Consider the following 21053-nt stretch of genomic DNA (forward strand, 5'->3'; position numbering starts at 1 on the left):
CTTTAGGGGTACAGGGTGATCGCCTTGTCCTGAGCGTTGCTCGACTCGGTGTTTGGTGGTCTGGTGTGCCCGCTCAGCAACTGCAGGACCTCATCGCCCTGATGCGTGAGCGAGTCGCCTCGTAGCGGAAAGCTCCACTCGCTCACACCGGCGGGGTCCTCCGAGAATCGGATCTGCAGGTCGAAGCCGTCGTCGTGATCGCTCCCCTCCACCTTGCTGACGCTGTGCACGGCGGACCAGGGAAGCTGACGCTCAATGTCCCCACGGCTGAGGAATGAGCTCTCCTCCAGAATGAGGACCCGCTCACTTGTGAACGCCAGAAAGCGGGTGTACCACCAGAACCCGGCCGACCTCATCGTCGTGATCAGCCGTTCATCCGCGGTGAGGACCCAGCGGAGTCGGCGAGCAAGCTCCTCGTCGTGCTCGGGCGCTGTCAACGGAATCAGTGGGTACCGGCCCGGGGGGTCAGCGCTGAAGCGCTCACGGTCAACTGCAAGGCTTGCCAGTTGCGCGGCAAGGCTTTGGGCAGCGCCGCGGACCTCCTCTCGAGTCTTGGCTCGATTGAGAAGCGTCATCCCGAGCGATCCAGGGGACTCTTCAACTAGGCGCAGGAGGCCATGTAGCTCGCTCAACAGGCTCGTGACGACGCTAGCGACCCGATCGTGCTGTTCCCGCGCGCCCGCTACAATACGCCGTTGCAACAACGCTGCCTTCTCGTCGGTCGCAGCTGCGTTCTGCAGCGAAGCCGCGCGAAGGGCTTGGTACAAGAACCACGCGTGCTCGGCCATCAGCAATGACTGAGTCGCCTGCACGATGGTCTGAGCGTTGTCCTGCAGCCAGTCCCGGCGCTCCTTTGCTGCAGTGATTTGATCGAGGGCCCTCCTGCTTCCGGCGGTGTTCTCCAGGGCGATGTCCAACTGTTCCCGCAAGATGGTCTCACTGCCCTGGGCCTGCACCTGCTGCCAAATCTGAGGAGTGACCTCGCCGATCGCTTGCGCATGCCCCAACTCTTTTGCCAAAGATTCGAAGTGCGCCTTCGATCGGGCCCACTGCTCCAACCCAATCGATCGCAGGACCGTTCGCGTGAGTGCGATGTTCTCCTTGACGAGCGATGAGATCTGCGCGAGCTGGTACTGGATGGCAAGGAGGGCTGCGGCAGGTCCCAGACTCGCGAGGACCGCGACTCCCGCCTGCGAGCCAGCGGAGGTCCACCGGACGGCATGACTGATCTTGCCGCCCGCAGCCAGTGTTCCCAGATTCCATCCGCCGCTGGTGAGGGGTTGTGCGCCAGCCTGCAAAGCAGCGATGGTGTCTGGCGCAAGCCGCACAAGGCCGTGGGCGGAGCTGATGGCGTGGGCCGCCTGAGCGGCGGCGTTCGCTCCTCCTAATCCCATGCTCCACAAGTCAGTTGTTGACCAGCGGGACGATGCGGGCACCACGGTGAGTGGGATGACGGGGGCACCGAGCGCTTCGATGTTGCCCGAGACCAGGAAGAGGCCGTCTTCACCGGTTTCGATGAGTTCGAGTGCGAACTCGTCGTCGCTCCCACCGCTTCGGGGCGAGAATTTGTCTGGGCTGCTCGGTTGGTGACTTGCCGCGTTCTTGGCCACGTCGTCCTCGCTCATCAGGTCGTGCGGCTGCTCTTTAACGTTCATGGTGTGGGTCGGACGAGAATGCTGAACCTCAAGCTGAATGAGTTCCCTCAATCGGGGCACAGCTAATAGCCGTTGACCCGTCCGACTCCGCCAAGGGCGGGGGGCCCACCTGGGCGACGTCCGAGCCACATCCCGGTCGTCGTATGAGGATCGATCGATCAGGCGGAGGGCGCGCTGTCGCGGCATCCGCACGTCGGCAGCTCCCGGCTGATCGACGGGCGGTCTGCATGAGCCGCCGCTACGAGGTTGTCGACCGCGCGGTGCAGCGCGCCGGCGATGCTGCTATCCGGCAGGCGCTCGGTGACCGCCCTCTCGACGCTCGTGTAGTACCAGAGCAACTCGTGTTCGCAGGCGTTGAAGGTCGACCAGAAGGCCGGCCCGAACTCGCGCAGGTCAGCAGCGATCCGCGAGCCGTTGTGGATTTTGTCGGCGGCCGTCACGAGGATCGCCTCGTCCGACTTCTTCGCGGGGTCGTACAGGCCGGCGACATACGGCACCTTGCGCTCCGCCCATGTCCCCTTGCGCTGGCCTTCCTCGTTCAGCCCGTCCGAGCAGGCCAGCACGATTTCGGCCACCGCCGGGCCGAAGCGCCCGCGGATGTCGCTCAGCACCGCAGGACCCTGTCCCTTCGGTGCGTCCTCGACCGCGTCGTGCAGCAGCGCGGCGATCGCCTGGTGCTCGCTACCGCCGTGTTCCATGGCCAGCGCGCTGACGCTCATCAGGTGCGACATGTATGGCACCCGCGAGCCCTTGCGAAGCTGTTGCCGGTGGTGGCGGGCCGCGTACACGAGAGCTTCGTCGAAGCGCTCGCTCAGCGGTCCGGCGCCCAACTGATTGCGTGCCTCAAGGGCGGTCGTCATGAGTCCTTCTTTCGGTGCGCCAGTGGAGGTCAAGATTGTGGTGCCGTGATGACAGCGACGACGTCATCTACCTCGCCGGGCACCGTGACGCGTCGAGCAGTTGGCTGCCGCGTCCATGAGCGCCGCAGAGGTGCGTGCGGAAGTTCCCGGTGAATCGGAACGGTCGGGAGACGTTAACTCTGCGGCGGCGGTCATCCGGGGTATGACGCCCAAGAGCACCACCGCCCGTCACCGCCGTCCCATCAACCCCTCTCGTGCCGGGCTGGCACTTGCCGTAGCGGGTGCGGTAGGGGATCGGTGTTCGGCCCGTGTGGTCAAGCGCCCATGACGCGCATGTGGGTTGAGGCCACACATGCTCGGCCGAGGCGGGGCAGTCGTCCGAATTGTGTGGTTTGAAAGAAAGTGCAGTCGCTCGTCTCCCAAGGGTTAGGTCGAGCTTCGCGGTGTCCATGTATCAGCCGCATGTCGGGCAGGCGCCGCTCGGAGACAGCTCGTAGAAGTGCTTGGGGCAGATTTGAAGCACCTTCTGCGAGTTTTTGGCGTGTCCACCGAGGGTTAACGCGGGCCCTGCCGCCCTCCAGGCGACGGCCTCAACAGCGAGGTCCAAGGCGGCCGCAGCATGCTGCGCCAACAGTTCGTCGTCGAGTTACAGGTACGTCGTCGCGCCCTTCTTCTCCGCCGTCGCGCCTTGGAACCGGGAAACCGCCTCGGCCGCCCGCTCCGGGCTCAGAGCGATGGAGACCCGGCGCCGGTGCACGTAGACGGCGATGCCGCCTTCCATCGACGGGCTGAGGCTGACGTAATCATGGGCGCGGTGAGCCTCGATCGCCGTCTTCAACGCCAGTCCGGTTGCGAACTGTCGGACCGGGGCAGCCGGGTCGAAGTCGTCCAGGTGGTCTTGCAGTGTCGTCATCGGGTTCCTCTGTCGTTGCGGGGTCGCACTGCAAGGCGTTGCAGCGCGGCGGTGAAGCTGTCGTTCCACAACCCCAGGTGCGGCCACTGTTCGGCGACCTGGGCCGTGGCTTCCTGCACGGACAGGCCGTCCTCCTGGACCAGCCAGCCGCGCAGCACGAGCCCGGTGCGGGACGCCCCGCCGTGGCAGTGCACGAGCACCGGCCGGCCCTCGGCTCGCAGCGCCGCGATGTCGTCCAGGACGTCGGCCAGCACGGCGTCCACCTCGCTGTTTGCGTCGTCGTCGGTCAGGTACGCGAACCGCTGGACCTCGTGGCCGAACGGCTCACCGGTGCGGCACAGCGAGACGACGGCGAAGTCCCGGGAGCTGGCCCGGGCGCCGTCCAGGTCCGACGCCCACACCCCGTCGGCCACCTCCCGGGGCTCGATCCGCGGGCTGCGCGCGGCCACATGCCGGTCGGTCGGCTCACCGTCCAGCGTCGTGGCGAGGGCGTGCAGGTCGGCCAGGTCCCAACGCTTGTCCGCGTAGCCGGGCACCCGGCCGTGGACGACGGAGGTCCAGCGCATCGGGATGCCGGCGATGCCGAACACCGCTCCGGCCAGCCCGCCGGCGACGGCGGCCACCGTGTCGGTGTCGCCGCCCAGGTCGATCACCCGGCGCAGCACCCCGGCGAAGTCGTCGGCGTTCCGCAGCGCCCACACCGCCTGGCCGAGCGTCGGCCACACCGCGCCGTTGCCCTCGGTCGCCTGCTCCGGCGTCCAGCCCGGCGCCAGCACGGTCGCCCAGCGGTCACGGTGCTCGGGCGCCACCAGGTCCAGCGCTGCGGGGATCGCCGCCAGCGGGTCGTCGCCGTCGAGCGCTACCCGCACCAGCTCGTGGAAGACCGCACATCCCTCGCCGGCGGACGGGTCGCCGTGGGTCAGCGCGGAGATCCGCCGGGCGGCGTCCATGGTCGCCGCGGTGCCGGACCGGGCGAACCAGATCGCCGCGGGCGTCGTCCGCATCAGCGAGCCATTGCCGGCCGCGTGGCCGGACCGGGCGAAGTGCTCGGCCGCGGCGACGTCCCACGCCCGGCCCGAGCCGAGGACGGCGCGGGTCTGGTTGCCGACGTCCGGCGGCCCGCCGCGCAGCCAGGTGCGGAACCGGTCGAACAGGTCCGCCTCGTCGAGCCCGCCGCACTCGACCAGCGACGCAGCCACGAGCAGCGCCATCTGGGTGTCGTCGGTGAACTCGCCCGGCTCCCAGTCCAGCGAGCCGCCGCCGCACATCTCCGTGGCGACGCCGCGGGCGTCCGTGGGGAAGCGGGCGGAGAACCGCCCGGCCGGGCCGAACTCGAACGGCGCGCCGAGCGCGTCGCCGACGGCGGAACCGATCAGCGCACCGGCGACGCGGTGGCTCCGGGGCATGGGCTGGGTCATCAGGCCTCCTGCAGGGAGTGGGTGAGGTCGATCGCGGACAGGTGCGCCGTGCGGTCGTGTCAGCGGACGGCGTCCACCCTGACGCGGCCGCCGCCCTGCTCCCGGGCGCCGAGGCCGGCGCTCCGGGTGGAGGTGAGCGGCGTCGTCTCGACCCGCTCGGCGAAGGCGCGGGCGAGGGCGGCCGGGGTGCGCACCGCGGGCCGGCCGAGCGCGTCGAGGGTCGCGGCGTCCAGCAGCCCGGCCCAGTGCTCGGCGAGCGCGCGGCCCGATCCGAACACCTCCAGCCACGCGGGGCGGCCGGCGATGCCGACGAGCAGCCCCCGCTGATCGGACAGCGGCCGCAGCCCGGAGGTCAGCGACCGGGCGCCGGTTGCGTCGAGCCGGTCGAGGAGCGACTCGGTGGCCGACGGGCCCGCCACCACACTGAAGCGGCTGACCCGCCGCCAGACTTCGTGCTGGCCGTCGGCGCGCTCGAGGTGGGGGAGGAGCGACAGCGGCGCCCGGCGGCTGCGGCGGCGGTGCGCCCCGCCGCCGTGCCAGCGGCCCTGCTCGACGCAGACGACCGGCAGCACCGTCGGGGTGTCCGGCGCGAGCAGCGTGGTGGCGGTCAGCGCGCGGTGCTGCATGCCGCCCTCGAGGAGCTCGCCGGCCAGCAGCAGCACGGGCCGGTCGCCGCGGTTGGTCACCACGAGCTGGTTGACGGCGGGGGAGCCGGACCGCTCGGCGACGTCGACCGGGGCGTCGGAACCGGTCAGGTGCGCGGAGCCCAGCGACGGTGCGTCGGTCCAGACCGGGAAGACGGTCAGCGGACCGCGGGTGGTGCCCTGGCCGACGTGGAGCCGTGTGGTGGAGAGCGTCATGTCGTCACCCCTAGTTCGCAGCACTTCTGCGTCCAACTAGACAATGACGCAGACATGCATCATTGTCAACCAGGTGACGACGCCGCACCGGGACAGGTCGAGCCGCACCCTGGCCGACTACCCCCGCCCGTCGGTGGCAGTGGACACCGCCGTCCTCGTGGTCGACGTGCGGGACGCCGCGCTCGGCGTCCTCCAGCACCGGCGCGAGGACGGCGGGGCGCACGGCGGGCGGTGGGCGCTCCCGGGGACGTTCCTGCACGAGGGCGAGACGCTGGCGGACGCCGTCCTCCGCTCGCTCGCGGAGAAGGTCGGCCTGCGCGGGACGCGTCCGCAGCAGCTGCACGTCTTCGACGACCCCGGGCGCGACGACCGGGGGTGGGTCCTCTCCGTCGCCCATGTCGTCCTGCTCCTCGCCGACGACGTCGACGCGGTGCTGTCGAGCCGGGGCGACCTCCGGGTCGTGCCGGCCGAGGAGGTGGCGGGGCTGCCCTTCGACCACGACGAGATCGTGCGCCTCGCCGTCGACCGGGTGCGCTCGGACTACGCGCTGCAGCCCGACCCCGTGGGACTGCTCGGCGAGGCATTCACCCTCAAGGGCCTGCAGGCGCTGCACGACGCGGTGGCGCCCCGCCCCGGGCCCGGCGAGACGCGCCCGTCCATCGACACCTTCCGGCGGTACATGGTCGGCAAGGGGCTCATCCGACCCACCGGCGAGTTCGCCCGCAAAGAGCCGGGGTCGGGCGTGATGGGCAAGCCGGCCGAGCTCTACCGCCGCGCCGCCGACAGCCGAGACCTGACCGAGGTCCTCGGCGTCCGCCCGGTGCGCAAGGACCGCAACAGGGCCGACCGACCCGTGGACGACGCCGGCCCGGCGCGGGCGTTCGGCGAGCTGGCCAGGACCAAGGTCGATCCGCGCATCCAGGGCCTGGTGGACGTGGTCGGCGGGCAGATGCCGTTGACGCTCACGGTGATGCCGCACTACGTGGCGGTGCGCCCGGCGGGGTCGGAGCGGGTCGCCGCCTACGCCAAGCCGCTGACGCTCTCCGTCGGCCTCGCCCCAGACGATGCCGTCGCGGTCACCCGGGCCCACCCGGACTTCCGGCTCGAGCAGACCTCCGCCGCCACGCACCACGTGCACGTGCCCGCGTCCGCGTTGGACGAGCCGGCACGCCGGCAGGCCGCCCGCGTTGCGCTGGAGCAGGCGCTCGGCCGCGCGCACTGAGCCGCGGGAGTGGGTTCTGCTTCTCCGGGGCACACCCATACGAAGGCGCGGCCAACACCGGCCGCTCGGACAGAGGGAGACCACCATGGCAGGCACGATGCGCAAGCTCCTGATCTCGACCATCGCGACGAAGGTCTTCCAGGAGGCCCGCAAGCCGGAGAACCAGGCCAAGGCCAAGAAGGCGTTCGCCGACTTCCAGGCCAAGCGCCGCGGTAGCAAGCGCCCGGGCGGCACCAGTCGCTACTGAGGCTGCCGCTCGGCCGCGTGGTTCTGTCGGTCCCTGCTGACATCCTCGCGTCGACCGCCCGACGGATTGGAGCGGGGGACATCTCGTACGTCGACGCGACCGGGTTCTCCGCGGCCGGCGCGGCCGTCAAGCAGCTCACCGCCTCTATTCCGGGCCCTGGTCCGCTCCCGGACGTCGGCTGCCGATCGAGTCCGCCGACCCGTTTCACCGTCCTCGAGGCGTTCGGTCTGCCGGTAACGGCCGAGGCGGCGCTCGTCCGAGCCGAGAGCGCCCGTGCCGGCTCCGGCGCTGGGCCTCGGAGCACATCGACGCCAGAGCCGGGCTGGTTGGTATCGCCGCGGTACCATCGTCCGGTGGCGATGACCCTGCGAACTGACGACGAACTCGAGCGCGCACTCACCGCGCTAGCGGAGGCAGAGGGCACCTCGCGTCAGGAGATCGTCAGGCGAGCCGTTCTCGAGCGATATGAGCGGAGCGGTCACGCCGCCCGGGTCCAGGAGAGCTCGGCACGGTTGATCGACAAGTGGAGCGACGTGTTGGACCGGCTGGGCAGCGTGTGACCGAGGTCGAATACCTCGAACTCGACGATCTGCTCGCTCTCGTCCGCGCGCTGGGGGCCGGTCCGGTCAGGGACGTCGGTCTGCTGGACTCAGCGGGTGCGCGACCTCGGGCGACGGCCTTCGGGCAGGACGCCTATCCGACGCTGCCGCTCAAGGCCGCCGCACTGCTGCACTCGCTGGCGCGGAACCACCCGCTGGTCGACGGCAACAAGCGCCTGGGCTGGCTGGCCACCGTTGTGTTCTTGGACCTCAACGCTCACCAGCCGGACCTCGATGACGACGCCGCCTTTCGACTGGTCATGGACGTCGCCGCCGGCACGTCCGAGGTCGAGGAGATCGCCGCCCGGCTACGCGTCGTCCCGCGCTGACGCTCCGAGTGCACGGGAGAGGGCCCGCAGGCTCAGCAGCCCCGTTGTTCCAGCTCATCAGGCGGGGAGGCCGAGCGCCTGCCGTACGCGCCGCCGTGCGCTCAGCAGCACAAGGCACCCTGATAGGCGACACCGCGTCGTCCGCATGCCTTCTACAGTCCACGACTCGAGCGTCGCCGACGATCCCCGGTGGGCCTTCGGCGTCCAGGCCGAGGCCCGCAGCGTCTTCTCGCTGACCAAGCACAGTGAGCTGGTGGACAGCGGGCGGCACTCCTAGGGTCCGCAGCCCCCTCGGCAGGCCCATCTGCTCGGCGAGCGGCCAGTCGGCGTCCGTGTTCAGGTCCAATCCAGATCACCGGCGATCGGCGCGCACGGTGTCCGACAGCGAGACGCCAGCGACGACCGGGGCCGGTGCTGGGCGCTTGCGATGAGTCGGGGGGCTGGACGATGCCCTCGACCATCGGCTACTCGAGGGCCGTCGGAACGCCACGGGCCTGATGCGGGGTCACCGGCGTGCCATGGTCGGTCACCGTGATCGTGGCCCCCTGACGCACGTCCGCGAGGTGCCGCGTGGCCACCATGGGGCTCGTCATCCCAGCCGCGATCTGCGCAGTCCGACGGGCTCCCCGACGACGTCCGCTTGACTGCGAAGGGCAAGACAGGACGGCGGGGGAGCACCGCGGCTCAGCGGAACCCAGCGCCCAGCGGATAGCCGAGTTTCAGCAGAGCGGCCCGGGCCTTGGCCTCTCCGGCCGGATCGATCAGCAGGTGCCGCTCGCCCACCCGGGTGCACAGGCCCCGCAGCGTCCGGTCCCGCTCCAGCAGGGTTGCCAGCTGCGCGTCGGCGCACTCGACGACCCGGTGCAGGCCCAGGTCGCGGACCCGTCCGGCCCGGGTCTGCACGTCGTCCAGCAGCGTCTCGACGACCGGAGGCACTCCGGTCACCGGGCGCCCGGCCTTGGTTGATCGCGCTCAGCAGGCTCGCAGTGGACAGCGTCCACACCCGGTCGGCCGTGCGGGTGGCGAAAGCGTCGAGGACCAGACGGTCGCCGGGCGGGAGGTCGGCGACGGCGACGACGTCGAAGTTCGCCAGCACCTGCAACCCGCGGTCGGGAACCGCCGGCGCGGCGGGGACGTACGTAGGTGCCAGCCCGGCGGCGTAGGCGCCGAGCGGCGTCAGCCGGACCGCCTGCAGCCCGTCGTAGCGGCTGAGCGCGTCGACCCAGTCAGCTCCCCACATGTCGCGGAAGTCGTCGCGGGCATGTGCCGGCGGGACGTACTCGACGTCGACCAGGCCCAGCGTCGCGGCGTACTCGAACAGGACCGCGAGGACGTAGCGGCCCTCCAGCACCGGGAAGTCGTACCTGTCGTAGCCGAGGCTGCCGTACTCGGGGTCGACGATGTACAGCTTCCACAGGCCGCGCTCCGACCGGGCGATGGTCAGCCGCGACTCGGTGCGGCGGAGCAGGGAGAAGAGGGCGTCCACGCCGATCCACTCACCCGGCGGGCAGTGCGCCAGTGCGGCGACCGCCGCGGCACGCCGCGGCCCGGCTGCACTCAGCGCCGCAGCGGCCTTCTGCCCCTTGATCTGCTCCACCCGGCTGAACTCGTCGATCGGCGCGTGGCGCGGCCAGCGCTCCCAGATCGCGCGCACCACGTCCGCCGTGGGCTGGCCGAGGGCTGAGCGGCCGCGTGGCGTCAGGACCAGCCGGGTGCCGTCCAGCTTCGCCAGCCCGCCGGCCTGCAGCAGCAGCGGCCAGGCGAAGGCGGCGATGGCGTCGTCCGGGTAGAAGTCGCCGGCGACGAGGACGTCGGTGACGGCGCGCACCGTGGCCGCCGACGGGCGGTGGGTAGCCGCGCTGCAGCTCAGCTTCCCGGCCTGGCAGAGCCGGAGGACGGCGGCGACGTTGGCGAGCGCCTCGGCCTCGGTGCCCCGGATCGTAGACGGCGCGTCGTCCCCAGGTTCCATGGCCGCACGCTAGCGAGGGTCGTCGCCGCGCAGACGGTCGCGGGCGGCGACCATGCCCGCCCGGTGGCTCCCGGTCAGGTAGTCCGGTGACCCGAGGTGTCCGTCGCCGTAGGCGTAGCCGTCGGGATCGACGCCGATCGCCTTCAACAGCGGCTTGGCCCGCGTCGAGGGCGTGCCGGCGATGCCGAACCAGCTCGTCAGCTGCTTGACGGTGAGGTCGCCGTCCCGGAACACGTGGTTGGCCGTCGCGACGATCCAGCAGATGGCCGCGGCAGAGCCCTCGGCCCGGCTTCGGCGCCGAAGGATCTCCGGGTCTGCTGCGACGACCCGGGCCAGCAGCCGGCGGGCGGCGGTGCGCAGCTCGACGTCGAGCAGCTCGGTGCAGCAGCGGTCGACCAGGTCCAACACCTCGGCGGCCCGCTCGTGGACGTCGTCCGGCACCTGATGCCAGTCGAACGGCTCATCCGGCAGCGGATCGCCGTCGAGGTCCTCGAGCGGCTGATGGCCACCGACGGCCTGGGCCAGCCCCTCGCGTGGGTCGAACGCCCTGAATGCGTCGTCCGCCGTCGGCCAAGGGCCGTCCGGATCCAGCGCGCCGATGGCGGCGAGCAGCGCCTCCGGGCCCTGTGGCCGCGGCGTCCGGATCGTGGCCTGGTATTCCGGCTCCAGCTCGTCGACCGCGGCCAGCGTCTCGTCGGTGAGCTCGCTCCGGATGCCGCGTTCCGCGTGGCTGTACCGGATGAACGCCCGGAGCAGGTCCGGCGCCTGCGCCAGGTAGGGCACGTCGGCGACGATCTTGCGCGGGATCCAGTCGGCCAGCAGGATCTCGACGGCCACCGGGCTCCAGCGCAGCGGATCGCCAGGCCCGTAGTCGGTGCCGAACCACAGCAGTGACTCCAGCAGGCTGCGGCGGTCGGCATCGTCCAGGCCGGCCCCGAACGGCGAGGCGAAGAATCGTCCGGCGAGCGCCTCCTTGTCGTCGTCCGTCCACACCGGCCGCACGTACCCGGTGCCCCCGGCAGGCAGCAGGCCGACGGCCCAGGCGACGAGCGGGCGGCAGGCCGGCCAGGTGTCGGTCTCGATCGGCGGGAACGTCAGGGCGCTGAGCTCCATCGCCTCGGTGATCCGTGCCCGGGCGTCGGCCGGATCCAAATCGCTCAGCGCCGTGTCCGGATCGTCGGCACTCGCCGCCATCACGTCCACCAGCTCCGCCGGCCCGAAAGGGACGAGGAAGGCGTCCTTCACCAGCGTGCCCAGGTTGTGGTCGATGTAGACCACCACGCAGAGCTCGTGCCCGCCGGGCAGCCGGACGCCGAGCACGACGTTCACGCCGTCTCCCAGCACGTGCCGCATCTCGACGACGCTGTCCACCGGCTCGGCCTCGTCCATGCCCAGCAGCCACCGTGGCAGGACGTGGCGGCGGGCGGCGATCTCGCGGCGGACCCGGTGCCGTAGGACGTCGTCGCCGGCCAGCCCGGCGATGGCCGCCAGCAGGGCCGACGTCTCGATCAGGTCCACCTCGAAGAAGCTCTGCACCACCTCGTCCAGCGGCGGCAGCGCAGGCTCGCTCGACCGGCGCAGTGCCGGCCGGTCGTCGAAGGCCGCCAGCAGCGAGCTCGCCACCCCCAGTAGGGGCAACGGGTCGTCCGCGGCCAGCGCGGCCGCGACGTCGTCCATCAGGTCGGGCTCCTGCTGCTGCCGTCGGGAGGCACCGCGACTCGATCCCCGGGGCGACGAACTCGTCTTCGAGCGCCCGGCCCGGGGGTGAGTGGTCTTCTGACGACGCGAGCGCTTCGGCATCGGGAGCAGATTAGAGCTGGCGAAGCCAGATCTCGATCTCCTGGTGCAGACCCTCGGTGGGTACGCCACGCAGGAGAACGTGGTCGTCACCGATCTGTCTCGCCGTACGGCTGAGAGCCGCGACGCTCCCGGCGATGCGTGGACGTGGACGTGCCAGGCCACGTTTCTCGGCGGCGTGATGGGCGCGAGCCGCGAGTGACCGATGGGGTGACATCGGCGCTCGTGAGTGCTGGACGCCCGGTCAGCGGTGCGATGCTGCGCGTGACGAGAGGGATCACGGGGAGTGGCATGTCGGAGCACGTCATGACGGGGGAGCGGCGGTGACCGCACGCCGGTTCCCGGATGCGCCGGGGTTCGCTTCGGCGGCCGAACGGCTGTTCGTCGAGGCGCTGCAGGACAACCTGCCGGACGACGTCGTCCTCATCTGCGGTCAGCGGTTCAGCGACCGCGTCGAGGACCGCGAGGCCGACGTCATCGTCGCCTGGCCCGGCGTGGGCATCGCCGTCGTCGAGGTCAAGGGCGGCAGCGTTCACCTGCGCGGCGGCGAGTGGCGTCAGGTCGGCGGTGGCACCGACAAGGTCATCCACCCGGTCGACCAGGCGCGCATCTGCAAGTACCTGCTCCGCAACTACCTGGAGAAGCACCCGCGCTGGTCGGCAGGCAACCCGCGACTCGGTCACCTGGTCGCCCTCCCGACGACCACCGTGCCCGACGACTTCAGAGCGACGGACCTGCCGCGGTGGATGCTCATCGACAAGTCGGACCTGCCCTACGCCGCGAGCCGGATCGAGACGGCGCTGCGCAAGCTCGTCGACGTCCCCGAGCCGCCGACCGCCGCAGACGTCGAGGCCCTGGTCGACTGCCTCACCGGTGCCGCCATCCCGCAGCACGACCTCCTCGCCGACCTCGCCGAGCGCGAGGCTGCCTGCGACCTCCTGACCCGCGAGCAGGCCGACGTGCTCGACCGGCTGGCGCTGCTCAACCGCGTCGAGATCCGGGGCGGGGCCGGCTCCGGCAAGACCTGGCTCGCCGTGGAGAAGGCCCGCCGGCTGGGGAACGAGGGCAAGCGGGTGGCGCTGATGTGCTACTCGCGGGGGTTGGCCGAGTTCCTGACCCGCCGGGTGGGCACGTTGCGGCACCGGGAGCGGCCGGCATACGTCGGCACCTTCCACAATCTCGGCATCGGCTGGGGTGTGCCGGCGGGCTCGGACGACGACAGCCGGTACTGGGAGGAGCTGCTGCCCGGCGAGATGGTCGCGCTCGCCGGTCAACTGCCGGTGGACCAACGGTTCGACGCCATCGTGATCGACGAGGCGCAGGACTTCGCCGAGAGCTGGTGGTCCGCCGTCCTCGCCGCGCTGAAGGACCCCGACGAGGGCTGCCTGTGCGTCTTCGCCGACGAGGGGCAGCGCGTCTTCGCCCGCCAGGGGCGGCCGACGGTCGACCTGATCCCCATCCCGCTGACCGAGAACCTGCGCAACACCAAGCAGATCGCCGGCACGTTCTCCAGCCTCGCGCCGGCGCAGATGAAGATGCGCGGCGGCGCAGGCGTGCCTGTCCGGTTCATCCAGTGCCCCTCCGAGGACGCCGTCGCTGCGGCCGACGACGCCGCGGAGGGCCTGCTGGACGAGGGCTGGCCGCCGGAGTCGCTGGCACTGCTGACCACGTTCAGCCGGCACCCCGTTCAGGTGGAGCGCCAGGCTGAGGGGCAGGAGGCCTACTGGGCGTCCTACTGGGAGGACGACGACCTGTTCTACGGGCACGTGCTCGGCTTCAAGGGCCTGGAGCGGCCGGCGATCGTGCTCGCGGTCAACGGCTTCCGGCACGAGGAACGGGCCCGGGAGATGTTGTACGTCGGCCTGTCCCGGGCCCGGGACCTGCTCGTCGTCTGCGGTGACCTCGAGCTGATCCGCCGCGTCGGCGGCGAGGCCGTCGCGCGGCGGCTGACCGCGGATTCCGGTCGGAGCTCGCGGTGAGCGATCACGCGCCCCGAGACCGGCACGTCGCGCCGTTGAGAGACGGGCGGCTGGCACACTCTGCCGGCCCCCGTGCCAGTTGAGAGGGGACCGGATGGCCTTCGGCAGTGGTTACCGGCGGACGGCCCTGCTGGTGGACTTCGACAACATCTACTCCTCGTTGCGAAGCGTCGATCCCGCGGCGGCCCGGATCTTCGCCACCGACCCCATGCGGTGGTCCAGCTGGCTCGAGGAGCGACTGGGGGCGGTCGGGCCGGACTCGGACGAGACGACGCCCCGGGTCGTGTTGCACCGCACCTGCTACCTGAACCCCTCCACCTGGGGCAGCTTCCGCGCCTACTTCACCCGCGCCGGCTTCCGTGTCGTGGACTGCCCGACGCTGACCCAGCAAGGGAAGAACAGTGCAGACATCCACATGGTGATCGACGCGCTGGACTTGCTGGCCCACCCCACCCGCTACGACGAGTTCATCGTGCTCAGCCTGGACGCGGACTTCACGCCGCTGTTCCAGCGACTCCGCTCCTTCGACCGCCGCGTGATCATGTTGGGCAGCGGGCCCTCAGCGGCCGCGCTGCGCAACACCTGCGACTACGTCATCCCCGACGACGTGTTCATTGCCGAGGCGCTCATGGGTGAGGAAGCCGTCGCTGTCGCCGACGCCCCTCCCGCGGCAACCCAGGATGTGGCGCCGACGCCCGGGGCATCGGACCCGCTGGCGACGCCGCGGAGGGCGGACCCGGACCGGATGCGTCGAGATCTGAGGAACGCTCTGGTCGCGATGGTGACGGAGGCTCCGGAACCACTGCGCATGGCCTTCGCGGCGGGCAAGCTGCGGGACCGCTTCGGGCCGGAGGTCACCGCCGGGCAGTGGGCCGGAACCGGCGGGTTCAAGGCCTTCGTGCAGTCGGTGGCCGACGAACGGCTGGCATGTCGGGTCCGGGGTGTCGTCGGCTTCGTCTACCAGCCCGGACGGCACGACATCGACGCCGCGATGGCCCGCGCCGAGGAGTCGAGCGCCCGCCCACGCGTGCCACAGGACACCGAGCGTTTCGCCGGGCTGTGGGCCGATGCAGCCGCACGTGTCTGCCGAGTGCTCGGTTTCCCAGCCCTCCTGCCCTCGGAGTGGGCAGGGATCTTCACCGGGATCGCCGATGAGCTGACCGCTCACGGTTTCCGCGACATGGCTACGTTGGAGCGGGTCGTCGCCGGCTCGGCCGGAGAACTGCGCGCATCCGTCCGGTTCGTGGGAGTCGGTCTCTCGCAAGCCGGCTATGACCTGGCTTCCCGTGACCGGCACACCGCGCGGGCGGTCGGCGGCTGCTTCCACAGCAACATGCTGCGGCTGGCCGAGAACGCCCAACTCCACCTGGACGAGCCCGACCACGTGGCTCTTCGGGACTGGGTACTCGGCGGCCTCATCGGATCGCCGTGAGTCAGCGTCGACGACCACATCGGCAGCTACGGCGGGCACCCGCCGCTGGGGGCCGGTCCTGAGGCCCCCGGCCGGAGCGTAACGCCGTCCCCATCGTGCTGATCGCCCGGCGACAGCGGCGCGCACCACGAATGAGCAACCCGCTGACCGGAGGGTTCGAGGGGCTCCGCAGCGGCCGCAGCGGCGACTACCGGGTGCTCATCGAGGTCGATGGAAGTTCCCGCACCGTCCTCGTCGTGCGGATCGCCCACCGCGCCGAGGCCTACCGGCCGCCCTCACCGTCGACCGGCTGCGTCGCGGTCATCGCAGCCTGATTGCAGACGCCGACCATGGCGCCCGGCCCCGTGGACCGGACGCCATGGTCGGCGGTACTGCTCAGTTCAGGTCGATCTCCAGGTCGACGATGTCGGTGCCCGGCCGGAACGTGCCGGTCACCTCGCCGCCGGCCCCGGCGTAGCGGCCGGTGCCACCGGTCACGGCCCACACGAATCGGGTCGGTCCGACGCTGGGGTTCTCGTCGGAGGCGCCCTGGGTGGTGATCGTGCCCTCGGGCAGCGTCAGCGTGGCGGTGCAGGCACCCACCAGCCGCGTCTCGGTGAACACGGCGAGCATGCAGCTGCCGGCGCTGGTGCCCACGGTCTCGCCGTCGCGCTGCACGTCGTCCAGGAACACCTGGCCGTCACCGGCGCTCGGCCCAGGGGCGCCCAGGTCCAGGTCCGTGTTCCGGTCGGGGACGGCAACGGTGGTCAGTCGCAACGGGTTGTCGTGGGCGGCGGCCGGCACGGCGACGAGTAGGGAGCCGGCACCGGCCAGCGCGGCGGTCGTCAAGGTGATGCCGCGGGTGCGGCGGGACAGGGTCATCGGAACTCCTCGGGTGATCGGGATCGGAATGGGAGGGAATGAGTTCAGCCGGTGAAGGCCAGGTAGACAGCGGCGGCGACGACCAGGACGGCGAGGCCGAGGGCGACCGCGCCGGTTGCCGGCAGGCGACCCAGCCGACGGCGGCTGTCGATCGCCAGCCCGGCCGCGCCGCCGGCGAGGACCGGCGGCAGGCCGGTCCAGAAGGCGACGAGCATGAGGACGCCGAGCACCGCGAGCACCAGCGCCCGCCGGGCGGTCCGCTCGGGTGCCAGGTCGCGGGCTCGGGAGGTGGCCAGGCCGACGAGGACGAGCGCGACGGCGATGAAGGCGACGAGCAGGACGAGGCCGCCCCAGCCGCCACCGCCGGACGGATCGACAGCCCACCCGTCGCCTCCGTCCCTCCAGGGTGTCTCGACGAAGCTCCCGACCAGCGCGCAACCGAGGGCGACACCCGCGCCGGCGATGGTCCAGCTGTCGGGTGCCGGCACCGATCGGAGCGGGCGGACGGCGGTGCTCTGGGAACTGGTCATGGCGGTCTCCCCCTGGGCCGGCACCGAACGGCCGGATGCGGACCACCGTGGCCGCCCGATCCGGCCTGCCGGATGGGCGATGCGTCCCAGTCGGACCGGGAACTCCTCCCGGTTCGACCGGGACGTCGAGGGGCCTGGCCGGGACACCGTCCGGCCACACTGAGGCGATGAGGTCCCGGTGGGGAACCACGTGCGTCGCCGTGACGGCGGTCGTCCTCTGTGCAGCCGCGACGGCACTGTCGGTGTGGGTCGCGGCGCGGGCGCCGGACCTCTACGTCCTCGACTTCGGCGGGGTCTACGCGATCGTCTGCGCCGCGACCGGCGCGCTGCTGGTGCACCTGCGGCCGCGGAACGCGATCGGCTGGCTCCTGGTGCTCATCGGGCTGCTGCAGGCGCTGAGCATCGCGGGCAACACCTACGGCAGCTACGGCGTGGACCGCGCGGACCCCGACTGGCCGCTGGCCCGGGTGGTCGCCCAGGCGACCTCGATGGTCTGGCTGCCCTCGCTGGTCCTACCGGCGACGGTGCTGGTCGCCGTCTACCCGTCCGGCTGGTTGCCGGCGCGCTGGTGGGGGTGGCCGGTGGGCGCCGTCGCGATGGGGCTGGCCGTGGTCACGGTCGTCGGCAGCCTCAGTCAGGAGGCCTACGACGACAATGCTTCCGGAGCCGCACCGGTGGCGCTGCCGCAGACCTGGTGGACGACCGGTCTGCTCGTCGCCGCCGGCGGGGTCGTGGTCGGCGGTGCGGTCACGATCTGGGTCGGGACAGTGGTCCGCGTCGTCCGTGCCCGGACGGCGGAGCGCCCACAACTGGCCTGGCTGGTCTGCGTCGTGCTGCCGCTGATGGTCGCCGTGTTCCTCTCCCCGACGCCGGGCTGGGTGACCGGGACGCTGGCGCTCATGGTGCCGGGGGCGGTGCTCATCGGGGTCGTCCGCTACCGGCTGCTCGGCATCGTGGTCAGCCGGGGCCTGGTCTACCTCGCGCTCACCGGCGCCGTCGTCGTCGGCTACCTCGCGGTCGCCGGGGCAGCCGCGGCGGCGTTCGGTCGCACCCTCCCGCCGGTCACCGGCGCGGTCGCGGCGGCGCTGCTCGCGGTGGCGCTCAGCCCGGCGCGGAACCGGCTGCAGTCCGCGGCCGACCGGTTCGTCTACGGGCAGCGCCGCGACCCGGTCGCCGCGGTGACCGAGCTGGGTGACCGGGTGGCCAGCGCGGACGAGGACGACCTGCTGCCCGCCGTCCTCGACACGGTCACCACGGCCCTGCGCGCTCCGGCGGCCCGGGTCCGACCGGCCGGAGAGGCAGCCGACCCGGCCGGGACCGTCGCCGTACCGCTACGCGTCGGCGGGAACGACGTCGGCACCCTCGAGGTGGCCGAGCGGCGCCCCGGCGAGCCGTTCACCGCGGCGGACCGGCAGCTGCTAGCCGCGCTGGCGCCGCAGGTGGCCGTCGTCGTCCGCGCGCTGGAGCTGACCCGGGCGCTGGAACGCGAGCGCGACCGGGTGCTGTCCGCGACGCACACCGAGCGCGACCGGATCCGTCGCGACCTGCACGACGGCCTCGGTCCGTCGCTGGCCGGGATCGGGTTGGGTGTGCAGGCCGTGCAGGCGCACCTTGGCCAGCAGGCGGACCCGCTCAGCGCCGGGCTGCTCGCCCGGCTCAAGGACGAGGTCGACGCCGCAGTGCGGGAGGTGCGCCGGATCCTCGACGGACTGCGCCCCACCCCGCTCGACGACATCGGGCTGTTGGCCGCGGTGCAGCGGCACGCCGCCGCTCTAGCCCCGACGATGCCGGTCCGGGTGACGGCGGACGCGCTCCCGCCGCTGCTGCCCGACGTCGAGACCGCCGCCTACCGCATCGCCCAGGAGGCGCTGACCAACGTGGCGCGGCACTCCCGCGCCCGGTCGGCCGAGGTGGGTCTGTGCGCCCGGGACGGACGGCTGGAGGTCGCCGTGATCGACGACGGCACCGGCTTCGAGGCGGCCGGCGCCGGGCGACCCGGGAGCGTGGGGCTGGACTCGATGCGCACCCGGGCGCGAGCGGTCGGTGGCGAGCTCACCGTGACGAGTGGACCCGGCGGCACCCGCGTGGTCGCCGGCCTGCCCTTGGAGGCATCCGGATGACCGTGCGCGTCGTTCTCGCCGACGACCACCCGATGTACCGGTTCGGCCTGCGGGCAGTCCTCGACGCCTCACCAGAGGTGGAGGTCGTCGGCGAGGCGTCCGACGGGGCCGAACTGCTGGCGGTGGTGGACCATTGCCTGCCGGACGTCGTCCTCACCGACCTGTCGATGCCCCGCCTCTCCGGCGCAGCCGCGATCGACGAGCTGTCCCGCCGGCACCCCCGGCTGGGCGTCCTCGTGCTCACCATGCACGAGGACGACGCCTCGCTGTTCGGCGCGCTCCGGGCAGGGGCCCGTGGCTACCTGCTCAAGGGGGCCGACCGGGAGGAGATCGTGCGGGCGGTGCTGGCGGTCGCCGGCGGCGACGCGGTCTACGGCGGGGCGGTCGCCCGGCGGGTCGTCGACGCGCTCACCGGCACGGGCTCCCGTGCCCCGGCGTTCCCCGAGCTGACTGAGCGGGAACGGCAGGTGCTCGAGTTGCTCGCGGCCGGGTTGTCGACCGGGCGGATCGCCCAGCGGCTGGCTCTGTCGGACAAGACGGTGCGTAACCACGTCTCCGCCGTGCTCACCAAGCTGCAGGTGCCCGACCGCTCGGCCGCCGTCGCCCGAGCTCGCGAGGCGGGCCTGGGCCGATGACCGCTTGATTCCGTGGGGGTATCGCCGCCCTCGCCCGCCATGCAGGGCCACCGAGTCAAAGGCCGTTGCCTGGGGTTGTCGCAGCGTGGTCGTCGCTTCAGCCCTTGGCATGGCGGTCGAGCGGGCTCCCGCGAGACCTTGATGGGCATACGAAAGCAGTTGCGGGCGCCCCTGCGGCGACGGTCGTCGTCACCGCGAAGGTTCCGGTTCGAGCTGGGCCTTCACCCAGTCGGCACGGCGAACATCGAACTCGTCCGGGCGAGGCCCGGTCCCATCAGCCACTCTGCTCCTGCTTCGACACAGGGGTTGCCTGACGCATCCACCTTCAGTGGCGTCGCCCCCGACCGAGTACAGACTCCGCTCAGCAGCGTCACAGGGGCGCTGATCGAGGGGAGCGATGTGGCTCAGTCAGACACCACCGAAAGGTCGGGAGGTGAGCCCAACAAGATCCTCATCGGCGTCGCCACGATCGTCGGCCTGCTGGTCGTCCTCGTTGCCATCGCGAGCGGCATCGGTGCGGCCATCGGCACGCTGGGTTTTGCGGCTTTCGTCATCGGCGCGATAGCTGTCGTACGCGGCGGCGCGACCTGGGCGCGGATCGTGGGTCGCCGTGCTGCCGCGGCCGTGGGTGTGGCCGGCTTCGTCGCCATGGGCATCGGCGGAGCGCTGACGCCGGAGACCGCCACGGACAACACGGCTGCCGAAGCGGCGGCGCCGACGTCGTCCGCAGCACCGACCACCTCGGCCCCCAGGACGACCTCCGCGGCTCCGAAGCCGTTGGTGGCGGCGCCGGCGACCACGATGAGCCAGGCGCCCGTTCTCCCGCCGGCCCCCGTCATGGCCATCACCTGCCCGAACGGCGGCACGGCGGCGTCCCTGGTCTACGGCCAGCAGATCTCGGCAGCGGCCCCGTACTCGTTGACGATCAACTACGGCGATGGCGACGAGTACACCGGCGACGACCAGCACCTGGCCGCCATCTTCTCGCACACCTACAAGGTCGCCGGCACGTTTGCGGTGAGCGCTGTTCTCACCGACTCTGCGGGTCAGGCCGCCTCGGCCAGCTGCACCTACACCTGGACCAAACCGGTCCAGGCAGCCACCGGTGGCTCAGCTGGCGGGTCCAGCAGCGGGACCGTCTCAGGTGGGAGCGGAACGTCGGGGACCGGTTCCTCCGGAGCGGGCGTCGGGGTCGTCGAGGCCCCGGCGGCTGGCGGCGCTTCGTACGCGAACTGCGACGCCGTCCGCGCGGCGGGCGCTGCCCCGATCTACCCCGGCGACCCCGGCTTCCAGCCCAAGTTCGACCGCAACGACGACGGTGTCGGTTGCGAGTGATCGCGGCCACCTGAGCAACGACGCCTCGACGTTCCCGCGGGAACGTCGAGGCGTCGCTGCTCGTCCCGCGGTGGCAGCGGATCGTCCTCGGCCTCGTGGGACGACGAACGCGCACCGGAATCGGTGGCGTTGAGGAAGAGGCTCGCCCACAGCGATGAGGGCCGGCGGCTCTCGGAGGGCGAGAGCTTCGGCCGCCTGCTCGAACAGGTGGGGGTCCCGGCGTGCACCACCGACCCGCCCGCTGCCGGGTGGACGCTTTGGCGCGACGCGACGCTCGCGGCTGCTGCGCCGT

The 21053-nt window shown here is 71.7% G+C and carries 20 protein-coding genes; 11 read left to right on the top strand and 9 right to left on the bottom strand.

Going from position 1 to position 21053, the window contains the following annotated elements; translation table 11 throughout:
- Positions 1-2: 2 nt before the first annotated feature.
- The 5 genes from FHL80_RS03330 to FHL80_RS03350 all read right to left on the bottom strand — a co-directional run bounded on the left by FHL80_RS03330 (position 3) and on the right by FHL80_RS03350 (position 5706).
- The gene (locus FHL80_RS03330; protein WP_138732041.1) at positions 3-1655 is read right to left on the bottom strand and encodes a hypothetical protein; all 1653 of its coding nucleotides are present in this window, start codon (positions 1653-1655) and stop codon (positions 3-5) included.
- Positions 1656-1813: 158 nt separating this feature from the next.
- A complete protein-coding gene (locus tag FHL80_RS03335; protein WP_138732042.1) occupies positions 1814-2515 on the bottom strand; it encodes an HD domain-containing protein in 702 nt (233 codons plus the stop codon).
- A gap of 646 nt (positions 2516-3161) precedes the next feature.
- Positions 3162-3428, bottom strand: a complete 267-nt coding sequence (locus tag FHL80_RS03340) for a hypothetical protein (protein ID WP_138732043.1) — start codon at positions 3426-3428, stop codon at positions 3162-3164.
- Complete coding sequence (locus FHL80_RS03345) at positions 3425-4846, bottom strand: ADP-ribosylglycohydrolase family protein (RefSeq protein ID WP_138732044.1); 1422 nt, start codon at positions 4844-4846, stop codon at positions 3425-3427. The genes FHL80_RS03340 and FHL80_RS03345 overlap by 4 nt, the downstream gene beginning before the upstream one ends.
- A gap of 59 nt (positions 4847-4905) precedes the next feature.
- Positions 4906-5706: an ARPP-1 family domain-containing protein gene (locus FHL80_RS03350; RefSeq protein ID WP_138732045.1), complete on the bottom strand. Its 801-nt coding sequence runs from the start codon at positions 5704-5706 to the stop codon at positions 4906-4908.
- 73 nt (positions 5707-5779) lie between these two features.
- Between FHL80_RS03350 and FHL80_RS26065 the strand changes: the two genes are divergently transcribed.
- From FHL80_RS26065 to FHL80_RS26660, 5 genes are all read left to right on the top strand, one after another.
- Positions 5780-6928: an NUDIX hydrolase gene (locus tag FHL80_RS26065; RefSeq protein ID WP_246078428.1), complete on the top strand. Its 1149-nt coding sequence runs from the start codon at positions 5780-5782 to the stop codon at positions 6926-6928.
- An 85-nt stretch (positions 6929-7013) separates the two neighbouring features.
- Positions 7014-7175, top strand: a complete 162-nt coding sequence (locus FHL80_RS25195) for a hypothetical protein (RefSeq protein WP_216870379.1) — start codon at positions 7014-7016, stop codon at positions 7173-7175.
- Positions 7176-7534: 359 nt separating this feature from the next.
- Positions 7535-7735: a ribbon-helix-helix domain-containing protein gene (locus tag FHL80_RS03360; RefSeq protein WP_246078440.1), complete on the top strand. Its 201-nt coding sequence runs from the start codon at positions 7535-7537 to the stop codon at positions 7733-7735.
- Positions 7732-8103, top strand: coding sequence for a type II toxin-antitoxin system death-on-curing family toxin (locus FHL80_RS03365; RefSeq protein WP_138732047.1), 372 nt, complete (start codon positions 7732-7734; stop codon positions 8101-8103). The genes FHL80_RS03360 and FHL80_RS03365 overlap by 4 nt, the downstream gene beginning before the upstream one ends.
- Positions 8104-8248: 145 nt before the next feature.
- Positions 8249-8380, top strand: a complete 132-nt coding sequence (locus tag FHL80_RS26660) for a hypothetical protein (RefSeq protein WP_281283425.1) — start codon at positions 8249-8251, stop codon at positions 8378-8380.
- Between the two features lie 312 nt (positions 8381-8692).
- Here the strand turns inward: FHL80_RS26660 and FHL80_RS03370 are convergent, their stop codons facing one another.
- Together FHL80_RS03370 and FHL80_RS03375 are read right to left on the bottom strand one after the other, a co-directional pair.
- Positions 8693-10072, bottom strand: a complete 1380-nt coding sequence (locus tag FHL80_RS03370; protein WP_216870380.1) for a hypothetical protein — start codon at positions 10070-10072, stop codon at positions 8693-8695.
- A 9-nt stretch (positions 10073-10081) separates the two neighbouring features.
- Positions 10082-11749, bottom strand: coding sequence for a DUF6398 domain-containing protein (locus tag FHL80_RS03375; RefSeq protein ID WP_216870381.1), 1668 nt, complete (start codon positions 11747-11749; stop codon positions 10082-10084).
- 443 nt (positions 11750-12192) lie between these two features.
- Here FHL80_RS03375 and FHL80_RS03380 point away from each other — a divergent pair, with 443 nt between their 5' ends.
- The 3 genes from FHL80_RS03380 (at position 12193) to FHL80_RS03390 (ending at position 15594) form a co-directional block, all read left to right on the top strand.
- A complete protein-coding gene (locus FHL80_RS03380) occupies positions 12193-13848 on the top strand; it encodes a nuclease-related domain-containing DEAD/DEAH box helicase (RefSeq protein WP_138732048.1) in 1656 nt (551 codons plus the stop codon).
- A 94-nt stretch (positions 13849-13942) separates the two neighbouring features.
- A complete protein-coding gene (locus FHL80_RS03385) occupies positions 13943-15280 on the top strand; it encodes an NYN domain-containing protein (protein ID WP_138732049.1) in 1338 nt (445 codons plus the stop codon).
- A 131-nt stretch (positions 15281-15411) separates the two neighbouring features.
- On the top strand, positions 15412-15594 hold the full coding sequence (locus FHL80_RS03390) for a type II toxin-antitoxin system RelE family toxin (protein ID WP_138732050.1): 183 nt from the start codon (positions 15412-15414) through the stop codon (positions 15592-15594).
- Positions 15595-15655: 61 nt separating this feature from the next.
- Here the strand turns inward: FHL80_RS03390 and FHL80_RS03395 are convergent, their stop codons facing one another.
- Both FHL80_RS03395 and FHL80_RS03400 read right to left on the bottom strand, forming a co-directional pair.
- Entirely contained in the window at positions 15656-16141 is a 486-nt protein-coding gene (locus FHL80_RS03395) for an allene oxide cyclase barrel-like domain-containing protein (RefSeq protein ID WP_138732051.1), read from the bottom strand.
- A 44-nt stretch (positions 16142-16185) separates the two neighbouring features.
- Positions 16186-16671 carry a hypothetical protein gene (locus FHL80_RS03400; RefSeq protein ID WP_138732052.1) on the bottom strand — a complete coding sequence of 162 codons (486 nt, stop codon included), beginning with the start codon at positions 16669-16671 and terminating at the stop codon, positions 16186-16188.
- A gap of 200 nt (positions 16672-16871) precedes the next feature.
- Between FHL80_RS03400 and FHL80_RS03405 the strand changes: the two genes are divergently transcribed.
- The 3 genes from FHL80_RS03405 to FHL80_RS26070 all read left to right on the top strand — a co-directional run bounded on the left by FHL80_RS03405 (position 16872) and on the right by FHL80_RS26070 (position 20761).
- Positions 16872-18791: a sensor histidine kinase gene (locus tag FHL80_RS03405; protein ID WP_216870382.1), complete on the top strand. Its 1920-nt coding sequence runs from the start codon at positions 16872-16874 to the stop codon at positions 18789-18791.
- The gene (locus tag FHL80_RS03410; protein WP_138732054.1) at positions 18788-19426 is read left to right on the top strand and encodes a response regulator transcription factor; all 639 of its coding nucleotides are present in this window, start codon (positions 18788-18790) and stop codon (positions 19424-19426) included. The genes FHL80_RS03405 and FHL80_RS03410 overlap by 4 nt, the downstream gene beginning before the upstream one ends.
- Before the next feature lie 141 nt (positions 19427-19567).
- Positions 19568-20761: an excalibur calcium-binding domain-containing protein gene (locus FHL80_RS26070; protein WP_246078429.1), complete on the top strand. Its 1194-nt coding sequence runs from the start codon at positions 19568-19570 to the stop codon at positions 20759-20761.
- The last annotated feature ends 292 nt before the right edge of the window (positions 20762-21053 follow it).

The organism is Modestobacter excelsi (assembly GCF_005930495.1).
Lineage (GTDB): Bacteria > Actinomycetota > Actinomycetes > Mycobacteriales > Geodermatophilaceae > Modestobacter > Modestobacter excelsi.

Coding starts and splice junctions, on each gene's coding strand:
- FHL80_RS25195 (WP_216870379.1), top strand. CDS start 7,014: ATGGCAGGCACGATGCGCAAGCTCCTGATCTCGACCATCGCGACGAAG.
- FHL80_RS03375 (WP_216870381.1), bottom strand. CDS start 11,749: ATGGACGACGTCGCGGCCGCGCTGGCCGCGGACGACCCGTTGCCCCTA.
- FHL80_RS03390 (WP_138732050.1), top strand. CDS start 15,412: ATGAGCAACCCGCTGACCGGAGGGTTCGAGGGGCTCCGCAGCGGCCGC.
- FHL80_RS03385 (WP_138732049.1), top strand. CDS start 13,943: ATGGCCTTCGGCAGTGGTTACCGGCGGACGGCCCTGCTGGTGGACTTC.
- FHL80_RS03330 (WP_138732041.1), bottom strand. CDS start 1,655: ATGAACGTTAAAGAGCAGCCGCACGACCTGATGAGCGAGGACGACGTG.
- FHL80_RS03350 (WP_138732045.1), bottom strand. CDS start 5,706: ATGACGCTCTCCACCACACGGCTCCACGTCGGCCAGGGCACCACCCGC.
- FHL80_RS03345 (WP_138732044.1), bottom strand. CDS start 4,846: ATGACCCAGCCCATGCCCCGGAGCCACCGCGTCGCCGGTGCGCTGATC.
- FHL80_RS03335 (WP_138732042.1), bottom strand. CDS start 2,515: ATGACGACCGCCCTTGAGGCACGCAATCAGTTGGGCGCCGGACCGCTG.
- FHL80_RS03340 (WP_138732043.1), bottom strand. CDS start 3,428: ATGACGACACTGCAAGACCACCTGGACGACTTCGACCCGGCTGCCCCG.
- FHL80_RS26070 (WP_246078429.1), top strand. CDS start 19,568: ATGGGCATACGAAAGCAGTTGCGGGCGCCCCTGCGGCGACGGTCGTCG.
- FHL80_RS03400 (WP_138732052.1), bottom strand. CDS start 16,671: ATGACCAGTTCCCAGAGCACCGCCGTCCGCCCGCTCCGATCGGTGCCG.
- FHL80_RS03410 (WP_138732054.1), top strand. CDS start 18,788: ATGACCGTGCGCGTCGTTCTCGCCGACGACCACCCGATGTACCGGTTC.
- FHL80_RS03360 (WP_246078440.1), top strand. CDS start 7,535: ATGACCCTGCGAACTGACGACGAACTCGAGCGCGCACTCACCGCGCTA.
- FHL80_RS03370 (WP_216870380.1), bottom strand. CDS start 10,072: ATGGAACCTGGGGACGACGCGCCGTCTACGATCCGGGGCACCGAGGCC.
- FHL80_RS03395 (WP_138732051.1), bottom strand. CDS start 16,141: ATGACCCTGTCCCGCCGCACCCGCGGCATCACCTTGACGACCGCCGCG.
- FHL80_RS26660 (WP_281283425.1), top strand. CDS start 8,249: ATGCCTTCTACAGTCCACGACTCGAGCGTCGCCGACGATCCCCGGTGG.